The sequence below is a fragment of the Streptomyces sp. NPDC000594 genome (genome assembly GCF_040299965.1).
Lineage (GTDB): Bacteria > Actinomycetota > Actinomycetes > Streptomycetales > Streptomycetaceae > Streptomyces.
Window position 1 is genome coordinate 352,711 of the sequence record NZ_JBEPCY010000004.1, and the last position, 15,091, is coordinate 367,801.

General features: G+C 70.3%; 16 protein-coding genes. 10 read left to right on the top strand and 6 right to left on the bottom strand.

All coding sequences use genetic code 11. From position 1 onward, the window contains the following. The first annotated feature begins 35 nt into the window (after positions 1–35). On the top strand, positions 36–701 hold the full coding sequence (locus ABT354_RS08780; RefSeq protein WP_351490847.1) for a response regulator transcription factor: 666 nt from the start codon (positions 36–38) through the stop codon (positions 699–701). Beyond that, positions 698–2,143 (top strand): sensor histidine kinase, encoded by a 1,446-nt coding sequence (locus tag ABT354_RS08785; protein ID WP_351490849.1) that lies wholly within the window; start codon positions 698–700, stop codon positions 2,141–2,143. The genes ABT354_RS08780 and ABT354_RS08785 overlap by 4 nt, the downstream gene beginning before the upstream one ends. A gap of 78 nt (positions 2,144–2,221) precedes the next feature. On the opposite strand, the gene ABT354_RS08790 is transcribed toward ABT354_RS08785, so the two are convergent. The 4 genes from ABT354_RS08790 to ABT354_RS08805 form a co-directional block, all read right to left on the bottom strand. Further along, the gene (locus ABT354_RS08790) at positions 2,222–2,698 is read right to left on the bottom strand and encodes a MarR family winged helix-turn-helix transcriptional regulator (RefSeq protein ID WP_351490851.1); all 477 of its coding nucleotides are present in this window, start codon (positions 2,696–2,698) and stop codon (positions 2,222–2,224) included. Positions 2,699–2,845: 147 nt separating this feature from the next. Then, positions 2,846–3,631, bottom strand: coding sequence for an AIM24 family protein (locus ABT354_RS08795; protein WP_351490853.1), 786 nt, complete (start codon positions 3,629–3,631; stop codon positions 2,846–2,848). Then, a complete protein-coding gene (locus ABT354_RS08800; RefSeq protein ID WP_351490855.1) occupies positions 3,628–4,278 on the bottom strand; it encodes an AIM24 family protein in 651 nt (216 codons plus the stop codon). The genes ABT354_RS08795 and ABT354_RS08800 overlap by 4 nt, the downstream gene beginning before the upstream one ends. Beyond that, positions 4,278–4,910, bottom strand: a complete 633-nt coding sequence (locus tag ABT354_RS08805) for an AIM24 family protein (protein ID WP_351491155.1) — start codon at positions 4,908–4,910, stop codon at positions 4,278–4,280. Before ABT354_RS08805 ends, ABT354_RS08800 begins: the two co-directional genes overlap by 1 nt. 203 nt (positions 4,911–5,113) lie before the next feature. Here ABT354_RS08805 and ABT354_RS08810 point away from each other — a divergent pair, with 203 nt between their 5' ends. The 4 genes from ABT354_RS08810 (at position 5,114) to icmA (ending at position 8,351) form a co-directional block, all read left to right on the top strand. Next, positions 5,114–5,458: a DUF3817 domain-containing protein gene (locus ABT354_RS08810; protein ID WP_351490858.1), complete on the top strand. Its 345-nt coding sequence runs from the start codon at positions 5,114–5,116 to the stop codon at positions 5,456–5,458. A 120-nt stretch (positions 5,459–5,578) separates the two neighbouring features. Continuing rightward, positions 5,579–6,088, top strand: coding sequence for a MarR family winged helix-turn-helix transcriptional regulator (locus ABT354_RS08815; RefSeq protein ID WP_351490861.1), 510 nt, complete (start codon positions 5,579–5,581; stop codon positions 6,086–6,088). A 123-nt stretch (positions 6,089–6,211) separates the two neighbouring features. Continuing rightward, on the top strand, positions 6,212–6,538 hold the full coding sequence (locus ABT354_RS08820; RefSeq protein WP_351490863.1) for a DUF3817 domain-containing protein: 327 nt from the start codon (positions 6,212–6,214) through the stop codon (positions 6,536–6,538). 112 nt (positions 6,539–6,650) lie between these two features. After that, on the top strand, positions 6,651–8,351 hold the full coding sequence (gene icmA / locus ABT354_RS08825) for a coenzyme B12-dependent isobutyryl-CoA mutase large subunit (RefSeq protein WP_351490867.1): 1,701 nt from the start codon (positions 6,651–6,653) through the stop codon (positions 8,349–8,351). A gap of 9 nt (positions 8,352–8,360) precedes the next feature. Here icmA and ABT354_RS08830 read toward each other — a convergent pair whose 3' ends face one another. Then, positions 8,361–9,029 (bottom strand): TetR/AcrR family transcriptional regulator, encoded by a 669-nt coding sequence (locus tag ABT354_RS08830; RefSeq protein ID WP_351491157.1) that lies wholly within the window; start codon positions 9,027–9,029, stop codon positions 8,361–8,363. A 213-nt stretch (positions 9,030–9,242) separates the two neighbouring features. On the opposite strand from ABT354_RS08830, the gene ABT354_RS08835 reads away from it, so the two are divergent. The 4 genes from ABT354_RS08835 (at position 9,243) to ABT354_RS08850 (ending at position 13,489) form a co-directional block, all read left to right on the top strand. Next, positions 9,243–10,214 (top strand): tetratricopeptide repeat protein, encoded by a 972-nt coding sequence (locus tag ABT354_RS08835; protein WP_351490869.1) that lies wholly within the window; start codon positions 9,243–9,245, stop codon positions 10,212–10,214. Between the two features lie 661 nt (positions 10,215–10,875). Then, the gene (locus tag ABT354_RS08840) at positions 10,876–11,547 is read left to right on the top strand and encodes a DUF6230 family protein (RefSeq protein WP_351490871.1); all 672 of its coding nucleotides are present in this window, start codon (positions 10,876–10,878) and stop codon (positions 11,545–11,547) included. A gap of 93 nt (positions 11,548–11,640) precedes the next feature. Then, positions 11,641–12,105 (top strand): DUF6114 domain-containing protein, encoded by a 465-nt coding sequence (locus ABT354_RS08845; RefSeq protein ID WP_351490874.1) that lies wholly within the window; start codon positions 11,641–11,643, stop codon positions 12,103–12,105. After that, on the top strand, positions 12,095–13,489 hold the full coding sequence (locus tag ABT354_RS08850; protein ID WP_351490876.1) for a hypothetical protein: 1,395 nt from the start codon (positions 12,095–12,097) through the stop codon (positions 13,487–13,489). The genes ABT354_RS08845 and ABT354_RS08850 overlap by 11 nt, the downstream gene beginning before the upstream one ends. Before the next feature lie 143 nt (positions 13,490–13,632). Here the strand turns inward: ABT354_RS08850 and pyk are convergent, their stop codons facing one another. After that, on the bottom strand, positions 13,633–15,057 hold the full coding sequence (gene pyk, locus ABT354_RS08855) for a pyruvate kinase (RefSeq protein WP_351490878.1): 1,425 nt from the start codon (positions 15,055–15,057) through the stop codon (positions 13,633–13,635). Positions 15,058–15,091: the final 34 nt, after the last annotated feature.

Below are 15,091 nucleotides of genomic sequence, written 5' to 3' on the forward strand. Positions count from 1 at the left end.
AGCGATCTTCAGCTTCGGTTTGCGACCCTGGGCGCATGCGTTTGTTGATCGTGGAGGACGAGAAAAGGCTCGCGCTCTCCCTCGCGGGGGGACTGACGGCCGAGGGATACGCCGTGGACGTGGTGCACGACGGCCTCGAAGGGCTGCACCGTGCCTCCGAGGGCTCGTACGACCTGGTCGTCCTCGACATCATGCTCCCCGGCATGAACGGCTACCGGGTCTGCGCCGCCCTGCGCGCCGCCGGACACGATGTGCCCATCCTCATGCTGACCGCCAAGGACGGCGAGTACGACGAGGCCGAGGGCCTGGACACCGGCGCCGACGACTATCTGACGAAACCGTTCTCGTATGTCGTGCTCGTCGCCCGGGTGAAGGCCCTGCTGCGGCGCCGGGGCCGCGCGGGCGGCTCCCCGCAGATCACCGTGGGCGATCTGCGGATCGACACCGCCGCCCGCCGGGTCTTCCTGGGCGAGCGGGAGGCCACCCTGACCGCCAAGGAGTTCTCCGTCCTTGAGCAGCTCGCCGTGCGCGCCGGCGAGGTCGTCAGCAAGGCGCAGATCCTGGAGCATGTGTGGGACTTCGCCTATGACGGCGACCCCAACATCATCGAGGTCTACATCAGCGCCCTGCGCCGCAAGCTCGGCGCCCCCCGGATCCAGACCGTGCGCGGCGCGGGCTACCGACTGGTGGCCGGGGCATGAGGTCCGTCCGCGCCAAGGCCGCCGTCGGCGCCACCCTGGTCGTCGCCGCCGCGCTGATCGCGGCCGGGCTCTCCGTGCTGTCGCTGCTCCAGAAGAACCTGGAGGACGACGCCGCGCTCCAGGCCGAGGTCACCGCCCGGCAGACCGCCTCCCGGTTCGCGCTCGACGAGAAGCTGGACCTCTCCCGGGCCGAGGAGCGGCCCATCCAGATCGTGGACGGGAACGGCTGTGTGATCGCCGTCAGCCCCGGTCTGGAGGCCATCTCCGGCACCCCGAGCGCCTCGGTCGTACCCCAGCGGTGCGAGCCCTCGGAGGACGAGGACAGCGAGGATTCCGAGGACTCCTCCGACTCGGACGACTCCTCCGACGGGGACGGCTCCGAGGAGCCCGAGCCGGGCCAGGTGGCGCCGGGCGAGGAGGAGGTCTCCAACGGCACGATCACCGTGGACGGCGACACCGAGCGCTACCGCTTCGTCGGTGTCCGGGCCACCCGGGACGAGGACGGGGCCACCGGCACCGTCTACGCGGGCGCCCCGCTCGCCACCGAGGAGAGCGCGGTGGGCACCGTACGGGACGCCATGCTCGTCGGGCTGCCGGTGATGCTGGTGATCGTGGCCTCCGTGACCTGGCTGGTGACCAGCAGGGCGCTGGGGCCCGTCGAGGGCATCCGCCGGGAGATGGAGGCGATCACCCACAGCGAGGATCTGAGCCGCCGGGTCCCCGAGCCCGGCAGCCGGGACGAGATCGACCGGCTCGCCCGCACCACCAATGAGACCCTGGCCGCGCTGGAGGCGTCCGTGGAGCGGCAGCGCCGCTTTGTCGCCGACGCCTCGCATGAGCTGCGCAGCCCCATCGCCTCGCTGCGGACCCAGCTCGAAGTGGGCGCCGCCCACCCGGAACTGCTCGATGTCCCGGGCGCGGTGGAGGACACCGTACGGCTTCAGCAGCTCGCCGCCGATCTGCTGCTGCTGGCCCGGCTGGACGCGGGGGAGCGGCCCGCCAGTGCCCGGATCGACCTCGGTGCGACGGTCCGTGAGGAGGTGTCCCAGCGGTACGGGGACCGGGTCCCGGTCACCGTGGAGAGCGCGGCGGGCCTGGAGGTCAGCGGCTCCCGCTCGCAGCTGGCCCGGGTGGTCGGCAATCTGCTGGACAACGCCCAGCGCCATGCGCGCGACGAGGTCACCGCGACCGTACGGGCCGACGGCGGCTGGATCGTGGTGGAGGTCGCCGACGACGGCGACGGAGTCCCGGAGGACGAGCGGGAGAGGATCTTCGAGCGGTTCGTCCGGCTGGACGACGCCCGTACCCGGGACGACGGAGGCGCCGGGCTCGGCCTGGCCATCGCCCGCGATGTCGCGGTGCGGCACGGCGGCGATCTCACCGTCGGCCGGGCCGCCGCGGGCGGCGCGCTCTTCCGGCTGCGCCTCCCGGTGGCCTCCTGAGCCGGCCCGGCCGGAAGGAGAGGCCCTCGGGGCCCTCGGGGCCCGCGGCCTTCCGGGGCCGCGGGCCGGGCGGCGGTGTCAGATCTTGCCGCGCCGCCCGCGCAGATGGTCGGCGACCGGGGAGAGCGACTGCCGCAGCGCCGTCAGCTCCTCGGGCGACATCAGATCGATGAAGTGCTTGCGCACGGAGGCCACATGGTGGGGCGCGACCTTCCGCATGGTCTCCATGCCCTGCTCGGTGAGGACGGCGTAGAGCCCGCGCCGGTCCGACTCGCAGTTCTCACGGCGCACCAGACCGGCGCTCTCCATCCGGGTGATCTGGTGCGAGAGGCGGCTCTTGGACTGAAGGGTGGCGGCGGCGAGGTCGCTCATCCGCAGGCGATGATCGGCCGACTCCGACAGATTGACCAGGATCTCGTAGTCGTTGTTGGTCAGGCCGAACGGCTGAAGGTCCTTCTCCAGCTGGTGCATCAGCAGCCGGCTCACATCCAGATGGGCGCGCCAGGTGCACTGCTCGTCATCGCTCAGCCAGCGCGTGGCCGTCTCGGTCTCCATATATGGATTCTACCTAAGAAGTTGAAATACGGACGAAGTCTGGGGCTGTGACCCGGGGCACCCGCGGCAGCGGGGTCGCCCGGTCACCCGCTGTGCGCAGCGTACTGGGGGCGCAGACGTTCGACGTCACACTCCGCAGACTACCCCTCACAGGCCGAAGCGTCGTTGGAGATCACCGAGCTGGCCGGGGAGCCGGGGCACGGACTGCTGCTGGCCCTGGTGCGACCCCCCGCCGGAGCGGGCCCCGGGGACGCCGGCCTGGTCCGGCGGGGCGCCCGTGGCCACCTCGTCCAGCAGCTTCTCCGTCGACTGGAGCAGGACCGTCCCCGCCCCGACGAACTCGAACTGGTGCTCCTCGCCGGAGGCGCCCCCGATGCCGGTCAGCGCCCGTACCCCGCCCATCACCCCGGTCTTGTAGGTGTGGTCGTAGTGGTGGCAGGGGGAGGGGCAGTCCGCCCAGCCCACCAGCGCCTGCGGGTCCACCCGCAGCGGGGGCTCCAGGAACACCACCGGGCCGTTCGAGACGGCGACGAACCGCCCGGTCCCGATCAGGGTCAGAAACCCGGGCACGATCGACTGCTTCAGCGCCAGGGACGGCTGGTACGCCAGCAGATTCCCCGAGCGGATCGTCAGATTCCCCTCGTCCAGGTCATAGGAGTTCACATCGAACGCGCGGTCCGCGAGCAGCATCTTGCCGCTGCCCTCCGCCACCACCCAGTCGCCCGCGTGCAGCGGTGAGTGGAAGGAGGTCCGCAGCAGCGACTCGAAGCGGCCGTGCCCGATGCCGTTGAACTCGATCCGCCCGTAATAGGCGATCATCTTCCCCTTCTGGAGGAACCACCGGTCGCCCTTCAACTCCACACAGAAGGTGTACGGGTTGACGTTGTCGTCACTCGGCAGGGTCATGGGGTCGTACGCGACCGGTCCGCTCACAGCTTCTCCTCCGATGCCTGCACATAGACCGCGCCGCTGCCGCTCAGCTCCAGCTGGAAGGCCTCGCCCGAGCCCCGCCCCACCATGTCCCGCCAGTCGAGCGCGGTGGAGAGCTTGTTCCGCACATCGCCGTGGTGGGCCACATACGCCTGCGGGTCCACATGGACCGGCCGCCCCGGGACGATCGGCAGCTCCACCACCCCGCCGTGGGCCATCACCGCGGCCGAGCCATGGCCGCGCAGGGTCGTGGTGAACAGCCCCTGGCCGCTCACCTGTCCACGCACCATCCCCATGATCCCGCCCTGCGACCCCAGGAAGAGGGTCCCCTGCTCCAGGCTGCCGTCGAAGGCCAGCAGCCGGTCCGCCTCGACACAGAGGGTGTCCCCGGTGAGCTGGATCAGCTGGACATGGTGGCCGCCGTGGCCGAACATCACCGTGCCGTCGCCCTCCACCGTCATCAGCGGGGTGCTCTCGCCCGCGACCCGGCGGCCGATCATGGACATCAGCCCGCCCCCGCCGCCCCGGCTGTTGGGTGTGAAGGTGACCTCGCCCCGGTAGGCCAGCATCGCCCCGCGCTGGCTGTAGAGCTTCCGGCCGGGCACCACCGTCGCCTCGACCATCCGGGAATTGATCTCACGGAATGTCATCAGGCGTCGCCTCCGACCGTGACCCGCTCACTGGGCTGCACATAGACGAGGCCGTCGCCCTCGAAGCGGAGCTGGAACGCCTCCCCGCCGCTCTCCCCGATGAAGGAGCGGAAGGTCACCCCCGACTGGAACTTCTGCTGAAGGCGGCCCTGGTGGGCGATGTAGGCGCCGGGGTCGACCGAGAGCGGGTACTGCGGGGTCACCCGCAGCAGCACCGCCGGGCCGTCCGACATGATCGCCACCTGCCCGCTCCCCTCCACCGTGGTGGTGAAGAGCCCCTGGCCGGTGGCGCCGCCGCGCAGCCCGGTGAAGCTGGTGCCGGTGCGCAGGGTGCCCTCCGCGCACAGCAGATTGCCGGACTCGACGAACAGCTTGTCGCCCTGGAGCCCGACCAGATTGATCTCGGTCGCCCGGTCCGCGAGGTAGCAGACGCCGTGCCCTTTGACCTCCATCATGGTCATCTGCTCACCGGTGAGCCGGCGGGTGACCATCCCCCGGATGCCCTCTCCGCCGCCGGTCAGCTTTTTGAAGGACACACTGCCCTCATAGGCGACCATCGATCCGTTCTTCGCTCTGACGGTGTCGCCGGTCAGCTCGACCGCGAGCACCTTGCTCCCCTGGAGCCGGAACATTGCCACCCGGCGACGGTAACCGCCCGCGCCACCGGGGCGACAGGGCCTGTGGATAACCACACCCCCCTGGTACGGGCCCGTAGGGGCCCGAACAGGCCCGAGCCGACCCCGGACAAAGGCTTGGCAAAGGAACCTGCCACAATGGGCCGCGCTTGTGAGCGCGTTCACAAGATCCTCTCCGTCGTCCCATCGAAGGTGCCACCGTGGACATCAAGACCGCCTCGTCCCTCCACCGCCTCCGGCTCGTCTCCGCTCCGGAGGCCATCTCGTTCATCCTGCTGATGGTCGCCTCGGTGCTGAAGCGCACGACGGAGTTCAACGCGGTCCCCGCGCTGGGGATGATCCACGGCATCCTCTTCATCATCTATGTGCTCTTCTGGGCCGATGCCTGGAACCGCACCAAGTGGGATCTGAAGACCGCCGCGCTCTACTTCATCCTCTCCGTGGTGCCCTTCGGCGGCTTTGTCGCCGAGCGCAAGCTCAAGCGCTCCGCCGATGACGCGGTGATCGCCGCGCGCGCCCGGCGCGAGGACATCGCCCAGGCCTGACGCTCCACCGCTGGTCGGCGGCGCACCGGGGCAGGGCCGGCGATCCGGCCCCGGCCCGGGTGCCCGGCCGGGGTCCTCGCGGGGGCTGACCACCGGATGACCTGTGGGTAGGGTCGGTGTGTGTCCAAGCCGCTCAGCCTCCCCTTCGATCCGATCGCCCGTGCCGACGAGCTGTGGCGGCAGCGCTGGGGCCCCGTTCCCTCCATGGCCGCCATCACCTCGATCATGCGCGCCCACCAGATCCTGCTCGCCGAGGTGGACGCCGTCGTCAAGCCGTACGGACTCACCTTCGCGCGGTACGAGGCACTGGTGCTGCTCACCTTCTCCAAGGCGGGTGAGCTGCCGATGTCCAAGATCGGCGAGCGGCTGATGGTCCACCCCACCTCGGTCACCAATACGGTCGACCGGCTGGTGCGCTCCGGTCTGGTCGCCAAGCGGCCCAACCCCAACGACGGGCGCGGCACCCTGGCGAGCATCACCGACAAGGGGCGTGAGGTGGTCGAGTCGGCCACCCGCGATCTGATGGCGATGGACTTCGGTCTGGGCGCCTACGACGCGGAGGAGTGCGCCGAGATCTTCGCCACGCTCCGGCCGCTGCGGGTGGCCGCGCGGGACTTCGAGGAGCGCTGACCAGGGCGCCCTCCCCGCCCCCGGCTCCCCCCTGACCAGCCCTGGTTCTCCAACTGTCCACCGCGCCGCCCCGGGCCCGCCCCGGCGGCGGTCCCCACCTCACTCCCGGTTACGCTCATCCTCATGAAACAGACCGTCCTGACCCGCTACCGGGTGATGGCGTACATCACCGCCGTCTGGCTGCTCGTCTTCACCGCCGCCATCGTCGCCAAGTACGGCTTCGAGACCGGCGACACCATGGTGATCTCCCAGATCCACGGTGTGCTCTTCATCGTCTACGTCATCTTCGCGTTCGATCTGGGCTCCAAGGCGAAGTGGTCCTTCGGCAAGCTGCTGTGGGTCCTGGCGGCCGGCTGCATCCCGGTGGCGTCCTTCTTCGTCGAGCCGAAGATCAGCCGCGAGGCCCGTGCGCTGATCACGGACGGTGACACGGTCAAGGCAGCCGCCTGACCTCGCCGGTCGTACCCCATCGGGCCCGTCCGGGCCCCTGAGCCGCCGCGTCCCCGGTTCGCGGCGGCTTTCTCATCGACAGATACTAGGACGTCCTAGTAAATTTGTCGGCATGGACGCTGACGCCGTTGAGGAGGGCCGCCGCCGCTGGCAGGCCCGCTATGACCGGGCGCGCAAGCGCGAAGCGGACTTCTCCACCCTTTCGGGAGATCCGGTCGACCCGGTCTACGGGCCCCGGCCGGGCGATGTGTACGAGGGGTTCGAGCGCATCGGCTGGCCCGGTGAGTACCCCTTCACCCGGGGTCTCCACGCCACCGGCTACCGGGGCCGCACCTGGACCATCCGCCAGTTCGCCGGCTTCGGCAACGCCGAGCAGACCAATGAGCGCTACAAAATGATCCTGGCCGCCGGGGGCGGCGGGCTCTCCGTCGCCTTCGACATGCCCACCCTCATGGGCCGGGACTCCGACGACCCCCGCTCCCTCGGCGAGGTCGGCCACTGCGGGGTCGCCATCGACTCCGCCGCCGATATGGAGGTCCTCTTCCAGGGCATCCCGCTGGGCGATGTCACCACCTCGATGACGATCAGCGGCCCCGCCGTCCCCGTCTTCTGCATGTACCTGGTCGCCGCCGAGCGGCAGGGCGTCGACCCGGCCGTACTCAACGGCACCCTCCAGACGGACATCTTCAAGGAGTACATCGCCCAGAAGGAGTGGCTGTTCCCGCCCGAGCCGCACCTCAGGCTGATCGGCGACCTCATGGAGCACTGCGCCCGCTCCATCCCCGCGTACAAGCCGCTCTCCGTCTCCGGCTACCACATCCGGGAGGCCGGGTCGACGGCCGCGCAGGAGCTGGCGTACACCCTCGCCGACGGCTTCGGCTATGTCGAGCTGGGGCTCAGCCGGGGACTCGATGTCGATGTCTTCGCCCCCGGGCTCTCGTTCTTCTTCGACGCCCATCTCGACTTCTTCGAGGAGATCGCCAAGTTCCGCGCGGCCCGCCGGATCTGGGCCCGCTGGATGCGCGAGGTGTACGGGGCGAAGAAGGACAAGTCCCAGTGGCTCCGCTTCCACACCCAGACCGCCGGGGTCTCGCTCACCGCGCAGCAGCCGTACAACAACGTCGTACGGACCGCCGTCGAGGCCCTCTCGGCGATCCTCGGCGGCACCAACTCGCTCCACACCAACGCCCTCGACGAGACCCTCGCCCTCCCCAGTGAGCAGGCGGCGGAGATCGCCCTGCGGACCCAGCAGGTCCTGATGGAGGAGACCGGCGTCGCCCATGTCGCCGACCCGCTCGGCGGCTCCTGGTACGTGGAGCAGCTCACCGACCGCATCGAGGCCGACGCCGAGGCGATCTTCGACCGGATCAAGGAGCGCGGCACCCGGGCCCATCCCGACGGGGTCCACCCCATCGGACCGATCACCTCCGGCATCCTCCGGGGCATCGAGGACGGCTGGTTCACCGGCGAGATCGCCGAGTCCGCCTTCCGCTACCAGCAGTCCCTGGAGAAGGGTGACAAGCGGGTGGTGGGCGTCAATGTCCACCATGGCTCGGTCACCGGGGACCTGGAGATCCTCCGGGTCAGCCATGAGGTCGAGCGCGACCAGGTCCGCGCCCTCGGCGACCGCCGGTCCCGCCGGGACGACGCCCGGGTGCGCGGCGCGCTGGACGCCATGCTCACCGCCGCCCGCGACGGCTCCAATATGGTCGGCCCGATGCTGGACGCCGTCCGTGCCGAGGCCACCCTCGGCGAGATCTGCGACGCCCTCCGCGACGAATGGGGTGTCTACACCGAGCCGCCCGGCTTCTAGGTCGCCTTTCTAGGGGGCCTGGTGCGGGTCCCGCTGGGTCAGGGAGGCGAGGCCGCCGATGAGGAGCCGGGTGAACCGGTGGGCCCAGGCCGGGTCGACCGGTTCCGCGCTCACCAGGGTCCGGTGCACGACCGCGCCGGCGATCACGTCGAAGATCAGGTCCGCGTCGTGCGCGGCCGTCTCCGGATCCTTCTCGTACGGCAGCTCCCCGCGCTCCTGGGCCCGCGCCCTGCCCTCCAGGACCAGCACCTTCTGCCGGTCCACGATGGCCGAGCGGATCCGCCGCCGCAGTGCCTCGTCCCGGGTCGCCTCGGCGACCACCGCCATCATCGAGGTACGGGTCTCCGGCCGGTCCAGGAGCGCCGCGAGGCGGAGCACCATCGCCTCCAGATCGGCGGGCAGGCTGCCCAGGTCCGGCAGCTCCAGCTCGTCGAAGAGGACCGCGACCGCGTCGACCACGAGTTCGCTCTTGCCCGCCCAGCGCCGGTAGAGCGTGGTCTTGGCGACACCCGCACGGGTCGCCACATCGCTCATCGTCAGCTTGGACCAGCCCAGTTCGACCAGGGCGGTACGGGTCGCGGCCAGGATCGCGCGATCGGCCGCCGCGCTCCGTGGTCGCCCCGGCCGGGTGTTTTGTACGTCTCTGTGCTGAGGGTGGCTGTGCATGACGGCGACCATACCGGCGGGTAGCGCCGCCGCTGTGAGGCAGTTCACGCGGTGAGGCTGCCGTGACACCGGGTCATGGAGTTACGCTACGAGCCGTAGCGAAAGCCGTGCGCGGCCGAGCGACGACCACTGGGCGCGGGGTGGGGACCCCGCGCCACCCAGGTCGGCCCGGACCTCCTGGCCGCACTTTTCCCCTGCGCGCGCGAAAGGGGGGAGGATGTAACCATGCAGCCTAGGAACATGTCCATGAGCGGTGTCGTCGATCTCGCCGCGGTGAAGGCGGCCGGTGAGGCCAAGGCCAAGGCCGAGCAGGCCCGCGCCGAGTCCGCCCGCCAGGGCGGCGCCGGTGCCGTCCCCCCCTCAAGTCTGGTGATCGACGTCGATGAGGCCGGCTTTGAGCTGGATGTGCTTCAGCGTTCCGCCGAGGTCCCCGTCGTCATCGACTTCTGGGCCGAGTGGTGCCAGCCCTGCAAGCAGCTCGGACCGCTGCTGGAGCGGCTGGCGCAGGAGTACAACGGCCGTTTTGTGCTGGCCAAGGTCGATGTCGATGCCAATCAGCTGCTGATGCAGCAGTTCGGTGTACAGGGAATTCCCGCCGTTTTCGCGGTGGTCGCCGGTCAGGCGCTGCCGCTCTTCCAGGGCGCCGCCCCGGAGGCCCAGATCCGTCAGACCCTGGACCAGCTGGTGCAGGTCGCCGAGGAGCGCTTCGGTCTCACCGGGATCGCGGTCGACCAGGACGCCGCCGAGGGCGAGGCCGAGGCCCCGGTGATTCCGGCGGGTCCGCACGACGACGCCCTCCAGGCGGCCGTCGACGCGCTGGACGCGGGCGACTTCGCCGGCGCGGTCCGCGCGTACGAGAGCGTCCTCTCCGACGACCCCGGCAACAGCGAGGCCAAGCTGGGCCTGGCCCAGGCCCAACTGCTGGGCCGGGTACGGGCGATGGACCCCCAGAAGGTCCGTACCGAGGCGGCCGGCAACCCGGCCGATGTCACCGCCCAGCTGGCGGCGGCCGATCTGGATCTGGTGGGCGGCCATGTCGAGGACGCCTTCGGGCGGCTGGTCGACACCGTGCGGGTGACGGCGGGCGACGACCGCGATGCCGTACGGGTACGACTGCTGGAGCTGTTCGAGGTGATCGGCGGCGACGACCCCCGGGTGACGGCGGCCCGGCAGGCGCTCGCCAGGGTGCTGTTCTGAGCCAACTTCACAGCCGCCGGAACGACTCCATCGTTTCGCCGGGAATGTCATGAGATGCGGCGGTGGTGCGCGGGGCGCGCCACCGCCGTTTTGCCGACAGAGCGACAGAACCCGGCCACTCTTTGATGGATCTTGATTATCGAGTGCGGGGTTACTCGGAGTAAATCAACCCCTTTTTTCTGTCCGTTTATCGATGGCATTCTCCCCTTCTGCTGGCACACTCGGCTGCACCCAGGGTGGCTGCTGGGCGCCCGGCGGCGACGGTGCGGCCATCGGATCGTTACCAGTGAGTAATGAACCCCCTTGTGCGACGGCCGGGAATGGACCACGATCGGCGACGCTCGGTCCCTTGCGCACCGGCCCGGTTCCCAGCCGTGCCGGGGCGGTCGGGGTCCCCACCGGGTCGGCCGGCGGCGCTGTCGCCGACCGCGGACAGGGGGGTTGCTGTCGAACGCCGACAGGGCCTGTCCGATTCGGGTTGTGCGTGATGCGTCAGGCGCGACCAGTGGTTGTCGCTCGGGGGTGATCGCCGGTGCTTCGGACGCGGTACGCGCCCCTATGTACGGGCGCTCTCCTTCCCGAGGACGTAGCACTTCTCCCATCCCAAGGACGGACGCCCGTCGTCCGGACCGGAGATTTACGTCCGAGAAGGAGGAAAGTCATGGAGCAAGTGGCTCGTGGCGGAACCAGATGGAAGAGGTTCGCCCTTGTCATGGTGCCGAGCTTGGCCGCGACGGCGGCGATAGGCATCGGGCTGGCCCAGGGGGCGCTCGCCGCCTCGTTCTCGGTGTCGGGGCAGCAGTTCAAGGTCAGCGCCTCCTATCTGGAAGGCTATGGATTCACCCAGTACCCCGCGTACAACAACGGGTACCGGAATATGGAGGGGAACGAGAAGACCAACCGCCCGGTGGCGGTCTCCTCCTTCAAAACCGCGACCATCCGGGACATGTGTCAGTCCGTGGTGACCGATGTGCCCCTCCTCGGCAAGATCACGATGAGGCTGGACGCCGGCCGGGGCGGGGATGAGGTCACGGCCGAGAACCTCTATCTCGACATCGCCCAGCTCAAGGGCAATGCGACCTTCGATGACATCGACATCGGCATCGCCGTCCGGGACACCGACAATGCGCCGGACGAGGACGGCCCGACGGGCAAGGGCCCGGCCGTCAAGAAGGAGGGCGTCCTGGAGAACGGCTTCGCCCAGCAGGCGCGTAAGGTCACCCTCACCGGCGTGGAGCAGACGGCGTGGGCGACCACGGCCGGACGCTTCTCCCTCGTGGGCCTGGAGATGCGCCTGCACAGAGGCGACGGCCCCGACGTCGAGTGCTTTTGACGGTGACTGTCGGGGCGGGCGGGGACGCCGCTGATTCCCCGCCCGCCCGGTCACCCCTCGTACGGCAACACCAGTTCCAGGGAGCTGTTTTCCATGAGCGCCGAGTCCATGGCCACGGGGCAGAACGAACACTTCCTCCGCGCCCTTTGGCGACGGTTCCGCGACTGGCGGGGGCAACGGCCCTTCTGGGCGGGCCTGTTCACGCTGCTCGGCGGGGTTCCCATCGCCTACTTCCCCCATACCAGTATGAGACTCGGCGATCTGACGCTCTCCCTGGCCACCACCACCGGGGCGGGTTCGCTCATCATCGGCGTGCTGCTGGTGACGCTCGGGTTCACGATGTGGTTCCACCACATCGTGCGGGTGTTCGCCGGGGTCGCCTCCATCCTGCTGGCCCTGATCTCCCTTCCGATCGCCAACCTGGGCGGCTTTGTCGTCGGGTTCCTGTTCGCGCTGATCGGCGGGGCCCTCTCGATCGCCTGGGCGCCGGGACAGCCCCAGGACGCCGCCGCCCCGGCGCCGGGCGCCGCCGAGGACGGGAGGCACAGTGCCGGATGAGAGCACACCGCCGACCGGGAGCGATTCCCGGACCAGCCGAGGGCCGCGCCACGCCGCACCGAGAAAGTCGCTGCTCGCCAAGGTGCAGCGGCCCGCGGGCAAGGCGATGGCCCTGGCCGCGATGCCGACCGCCGTCCTGGTGGGGATGGGCCTCGCGCCGAAGCTCGCGCTCGCCGAGGGCAAGGACATCCCCTACGCCCCCGGGCCCTGTGTGACCCGCTCCGAGGAGCCCGCCGAGCCGGCCGGGCCCCCCTCGCCCGCCGCGTCGGCGGCGTCGGCCGGACCGTCCGACATCCCGGTCCCCGGTGTCCCGCCGCCGGCCCGGTCCCCGGACGGCAACGCCGATGACGACGGCAGCGCGGGCAACGCCGATGACGCCGACCGTGCCGGTGACGACGATGACGTCGGCGCCCCTGAGGACACCGACGGTTCGGAGCGGCCCCGGGTGCCCCTGGGCCCGTTGGATCCGCGGGACCCGCGGGGGCCGGGGCGCGTGATCGGCGATCTGCTGGGGGGCACCCGCGTACCCCAGGAGTCCGCGCCCGCCGCGAAGCCGCCCACGACGTCCGCCACCGGGCCGGGCACCGAGCCCGCCGAGGACGAGCAGGACCAGCGGGACGAGCGGGATCAGCGGGACCGGGAGAAACAGCGGGACGAGCAGGACCGGGGGAAAGAGCGGGACCGGCGGGATCGGGAGCCCCCCGAGGACGGCCCGGACGGGAAGCCGGCGGAGAAGGACGCACGGGACACGGCCCGTGAGAAGGCCAAGAAGGCCATCGCCGACGCGGCCGCCCGCGCGGGCGTGGCCGTCGAGGAGCTGGACGAGAAGGCCCGCTCCACCGACCCCGTACCCGACGAGGACATTCCCGAGGGTGCCAAACCCCGCTTCCCCTGCCCGGTGCCCGACCCCGAGGCCCTGGCCGCCGCCGAGGAGGAGACGGGGCTGCCGCTCCTCCCCGACGAGCCCTGGGTGCTGGAGAGTTCGCTGCTCGCCCTCACCGGCCTCAAGTACCACGGCATCGTCGAGGTCCGCACCGCCGGGGGAGAGTTGAAGAAGGCGCTCAAGTTCACCGTCGCCCGGGTCGAGATCCGGGATCTGCACCAGCTCGTCCCGGGCCCCGGCGGCACCACGCTGCACGCCCAGGCGCGCGCGGACTCCGTCTCCACCATCCGCCGGGCCACGGTGACCATGTACACCGAGGAGCTGAAGGGGAACCTCTTCGGGCTGATTCCGATCACCTTCAGCCCGCACACCCCGCCGCCGGTGAATCTCCCCTTCGCCTTCTTCACCGACGCGAGGGTCGTCCAGGCGGGCCAGTTCGGCGGCACCCTCACCATCCCGGGGCTGCGCAACTTCACCACCGGCGACCTCGGCGGCTCCTGAGCCCCGGCGCGGACGGCACGACGGGCCGGACGGCATGACGGGCCGGAAGCGCGCCGGGCCCGGACAGCACGACGGGCCGCGTCCCCCGAGGGGGACACGGCCCGGCCGTGGTCTCCGCGCGCCCCGGGGGGCGCGGGCGGGTGTTACGCCTCGTGGCCCAGGTGGTGGACCCGCACCATGTTGGTGGTGCCCGGGACGCCCGGAGGGGAGCCCGCGGTGATCACCATGGTGTCGCCCTCGTTGTACCGCTGGAGCTTCAGCAGCTCCGCGTCGACCAGGTCGACCATGGCGTCGGTGTTGTTCACATGCGGAACGACATACGACTCGACGCCCCAGCTCAGCGCGAGCTGGTTGCGGGTGGACTCCTCGGTGGTGAAGGCGAGGATCGGCTGGCAGACGCGGTAGCGGGAGAGCCGGCGCGCCGTGTCACCGGACTTGGTGAAGGCGACCAGCGCCTTGCCGCTGAGGAAGTCCGCGATCTCACAGGCGGCACGGGCGACCGAACCGCCCTGGGTACGCGGCTTCTTGCCGGGGACCAGCGGCTGGAGGCCCTTGGAGAGCAGCTCCTCCTCGGCCGCGACGACGATCTTGGACATCGTCTTCACGGTCTCGATCGGGTAGGCGCCCACCGAGGACTCGGCCGACAGCATCACCGCGTCCGCGCCGTCCAGGATGGCGTTGGCCACATCGGAGGCCTCGGCGCGGGTCGGCCGGGAGTTGGTGATCATGGACTCCATCATCTGGGTGGCCACGATCACCGGCTTGGCGTTGCGGCGGCACAGCTCCACCAGCCGCTTCTGCACCATCGGGACCTTCTCCAGCGGATACTCCACCGCGAGGTCGCCACGGGCCACCATGACCCCGTCGAACGCCGCGACGACGCCCTCCATGTTGGCGACCGCCTGCGGCTTCTCCACCTTGGCGATGACCGGCACCCGGATGCCGACCTCGTCCATCACCTTGTGGACGTCCTTGACGTCACCGGCGTCCCGGACGAAGGAGAGCGCGACCAGGTCGCAGCCCATCCGCAGGGCGAAGCGGAGATCCTCGACGTCCTTCTCGGAGAGGGCCGGGACATTCACCGCCGCGCCGGGGAGGTTGATGCCCTTGTGGTCGGAGATGACACCGCCCTCGACGACGATGGTCTTCACCCGGGGGCCCTCGACCGCGACGACGCGCAGCTCGACATTGCCGTCGTTGATGAGGATCTGGTCGCCCTTGGAGACATCGCCGGGCAGACCCTTGTAGGTGGTGCCGCAGATGGTCTTGTCGCCCGCCACGTCCTCGGTGGTGATGGTGAACTCGTCACCGCGCACCAGCTCCACCGGACCCTCGGCGAAGGTCTCCAGGCGGATCTTCGGGCCCTGGAGGTCGGCCAGGACTCCCAGGGCGCGGCCGGTGTCGGCGGCGGCCTTGCGGACGCGGTGGTACCGCTCCTCGTGCTCGGCGTGGGACCCGTGGCTCATGTTGAAGCGGGCCACGTTCATACCGGCCTCGATCAGAGCTTTCAACTGCTCGTACGAGTCGACGGCGGGGCCCAGTGTGCAGACGATTTTGGAACGGCGCATAAGGCGGATCCTATCGGTTTGTTTCGACTCGGAA

Coding starts and splice junctions, on each gene's coding strand:
- ABT354_RS08780 (WP_351490847.1), top strand. CDS start 36: ATGCGTTTGTTGATCGTGGAGGACGAGAAAAGGCTCGCGCTCTCCCTC.
- ABT354_RS08785 (WP_351490849.1), top strand. CDS start 698: ATGAGGTCCGTCCGCGCCAAGGCCGCCGTCGGCGCCACCCTGGTCGTC.
- ABT354_RS08790 (WP_351490851.1), bottom strand. CDS start 2,698: ATGGAGACCGAGACGGCCACGCGCTGGCTGAGCGATGACGAGCAGTGC.
- ABT354_RS08800 (WP_351490855.1), bottom strand. CDS start 4,278: ATGACATTCCGTGAGATCAATTCCCGGATGGTCGAGGCGACGGTGGTG.
- ABT354_RS08805 (WP_351491155.1), bottom strand. CDS start 4,910: ATGTTCCGGCTCCAGGGGAGCAAGGTGCTCGCGGTCGAGCTGACCGGC.
- ABT354_RS08820 (WP_351490863.1), top strand. CDS start 6,212: ATGAAACAGACCGTCCTGACCCGCTACCGGGTGATGGCGTACATCACC.
- icmA (WP_351490867.1), top strand. CDS start 6,651: ATGGACGCTGACGCCGTTGAGGAGGGCCGCCGCCGCTGGCAGGCCCGC.
- ABT354_RS08830 (WP_351491157.1), bottom strand. CDS start 9,029: ATGGTCGCCGTCATGCACAGCCACCCTCAGCACAGAGACGTACAAAAC.
- ABT354_RS08835 (WP_351490869.1), top strand. CDS start 9,243: ATGCAGCCTAGGAACATGTCCATGAGCGGTGTCGTCGATCTCGCCGCG.
- ABT354_RS08840 (WP_351490871.1), top strand. CDS start 10,876: ATGGAGCAAGTGGCTCGTGGCGGAACCAGATGGAAGAGGTTCGCCCTT.
- ABT354_RS08845 (WP_351490874.1), top strand. CDS start 11,641: ATGAGCGCCGAGTCCATGGCCACGGGGCAGAACGAACACTTCCTCCGC.
- pyk (WP_351490878.1), bottom strand. CDS start 15,057: ATGCGCCGTTCCAAAATCGTCTGCACACTGGGCCCCGCCGTCGACTCG.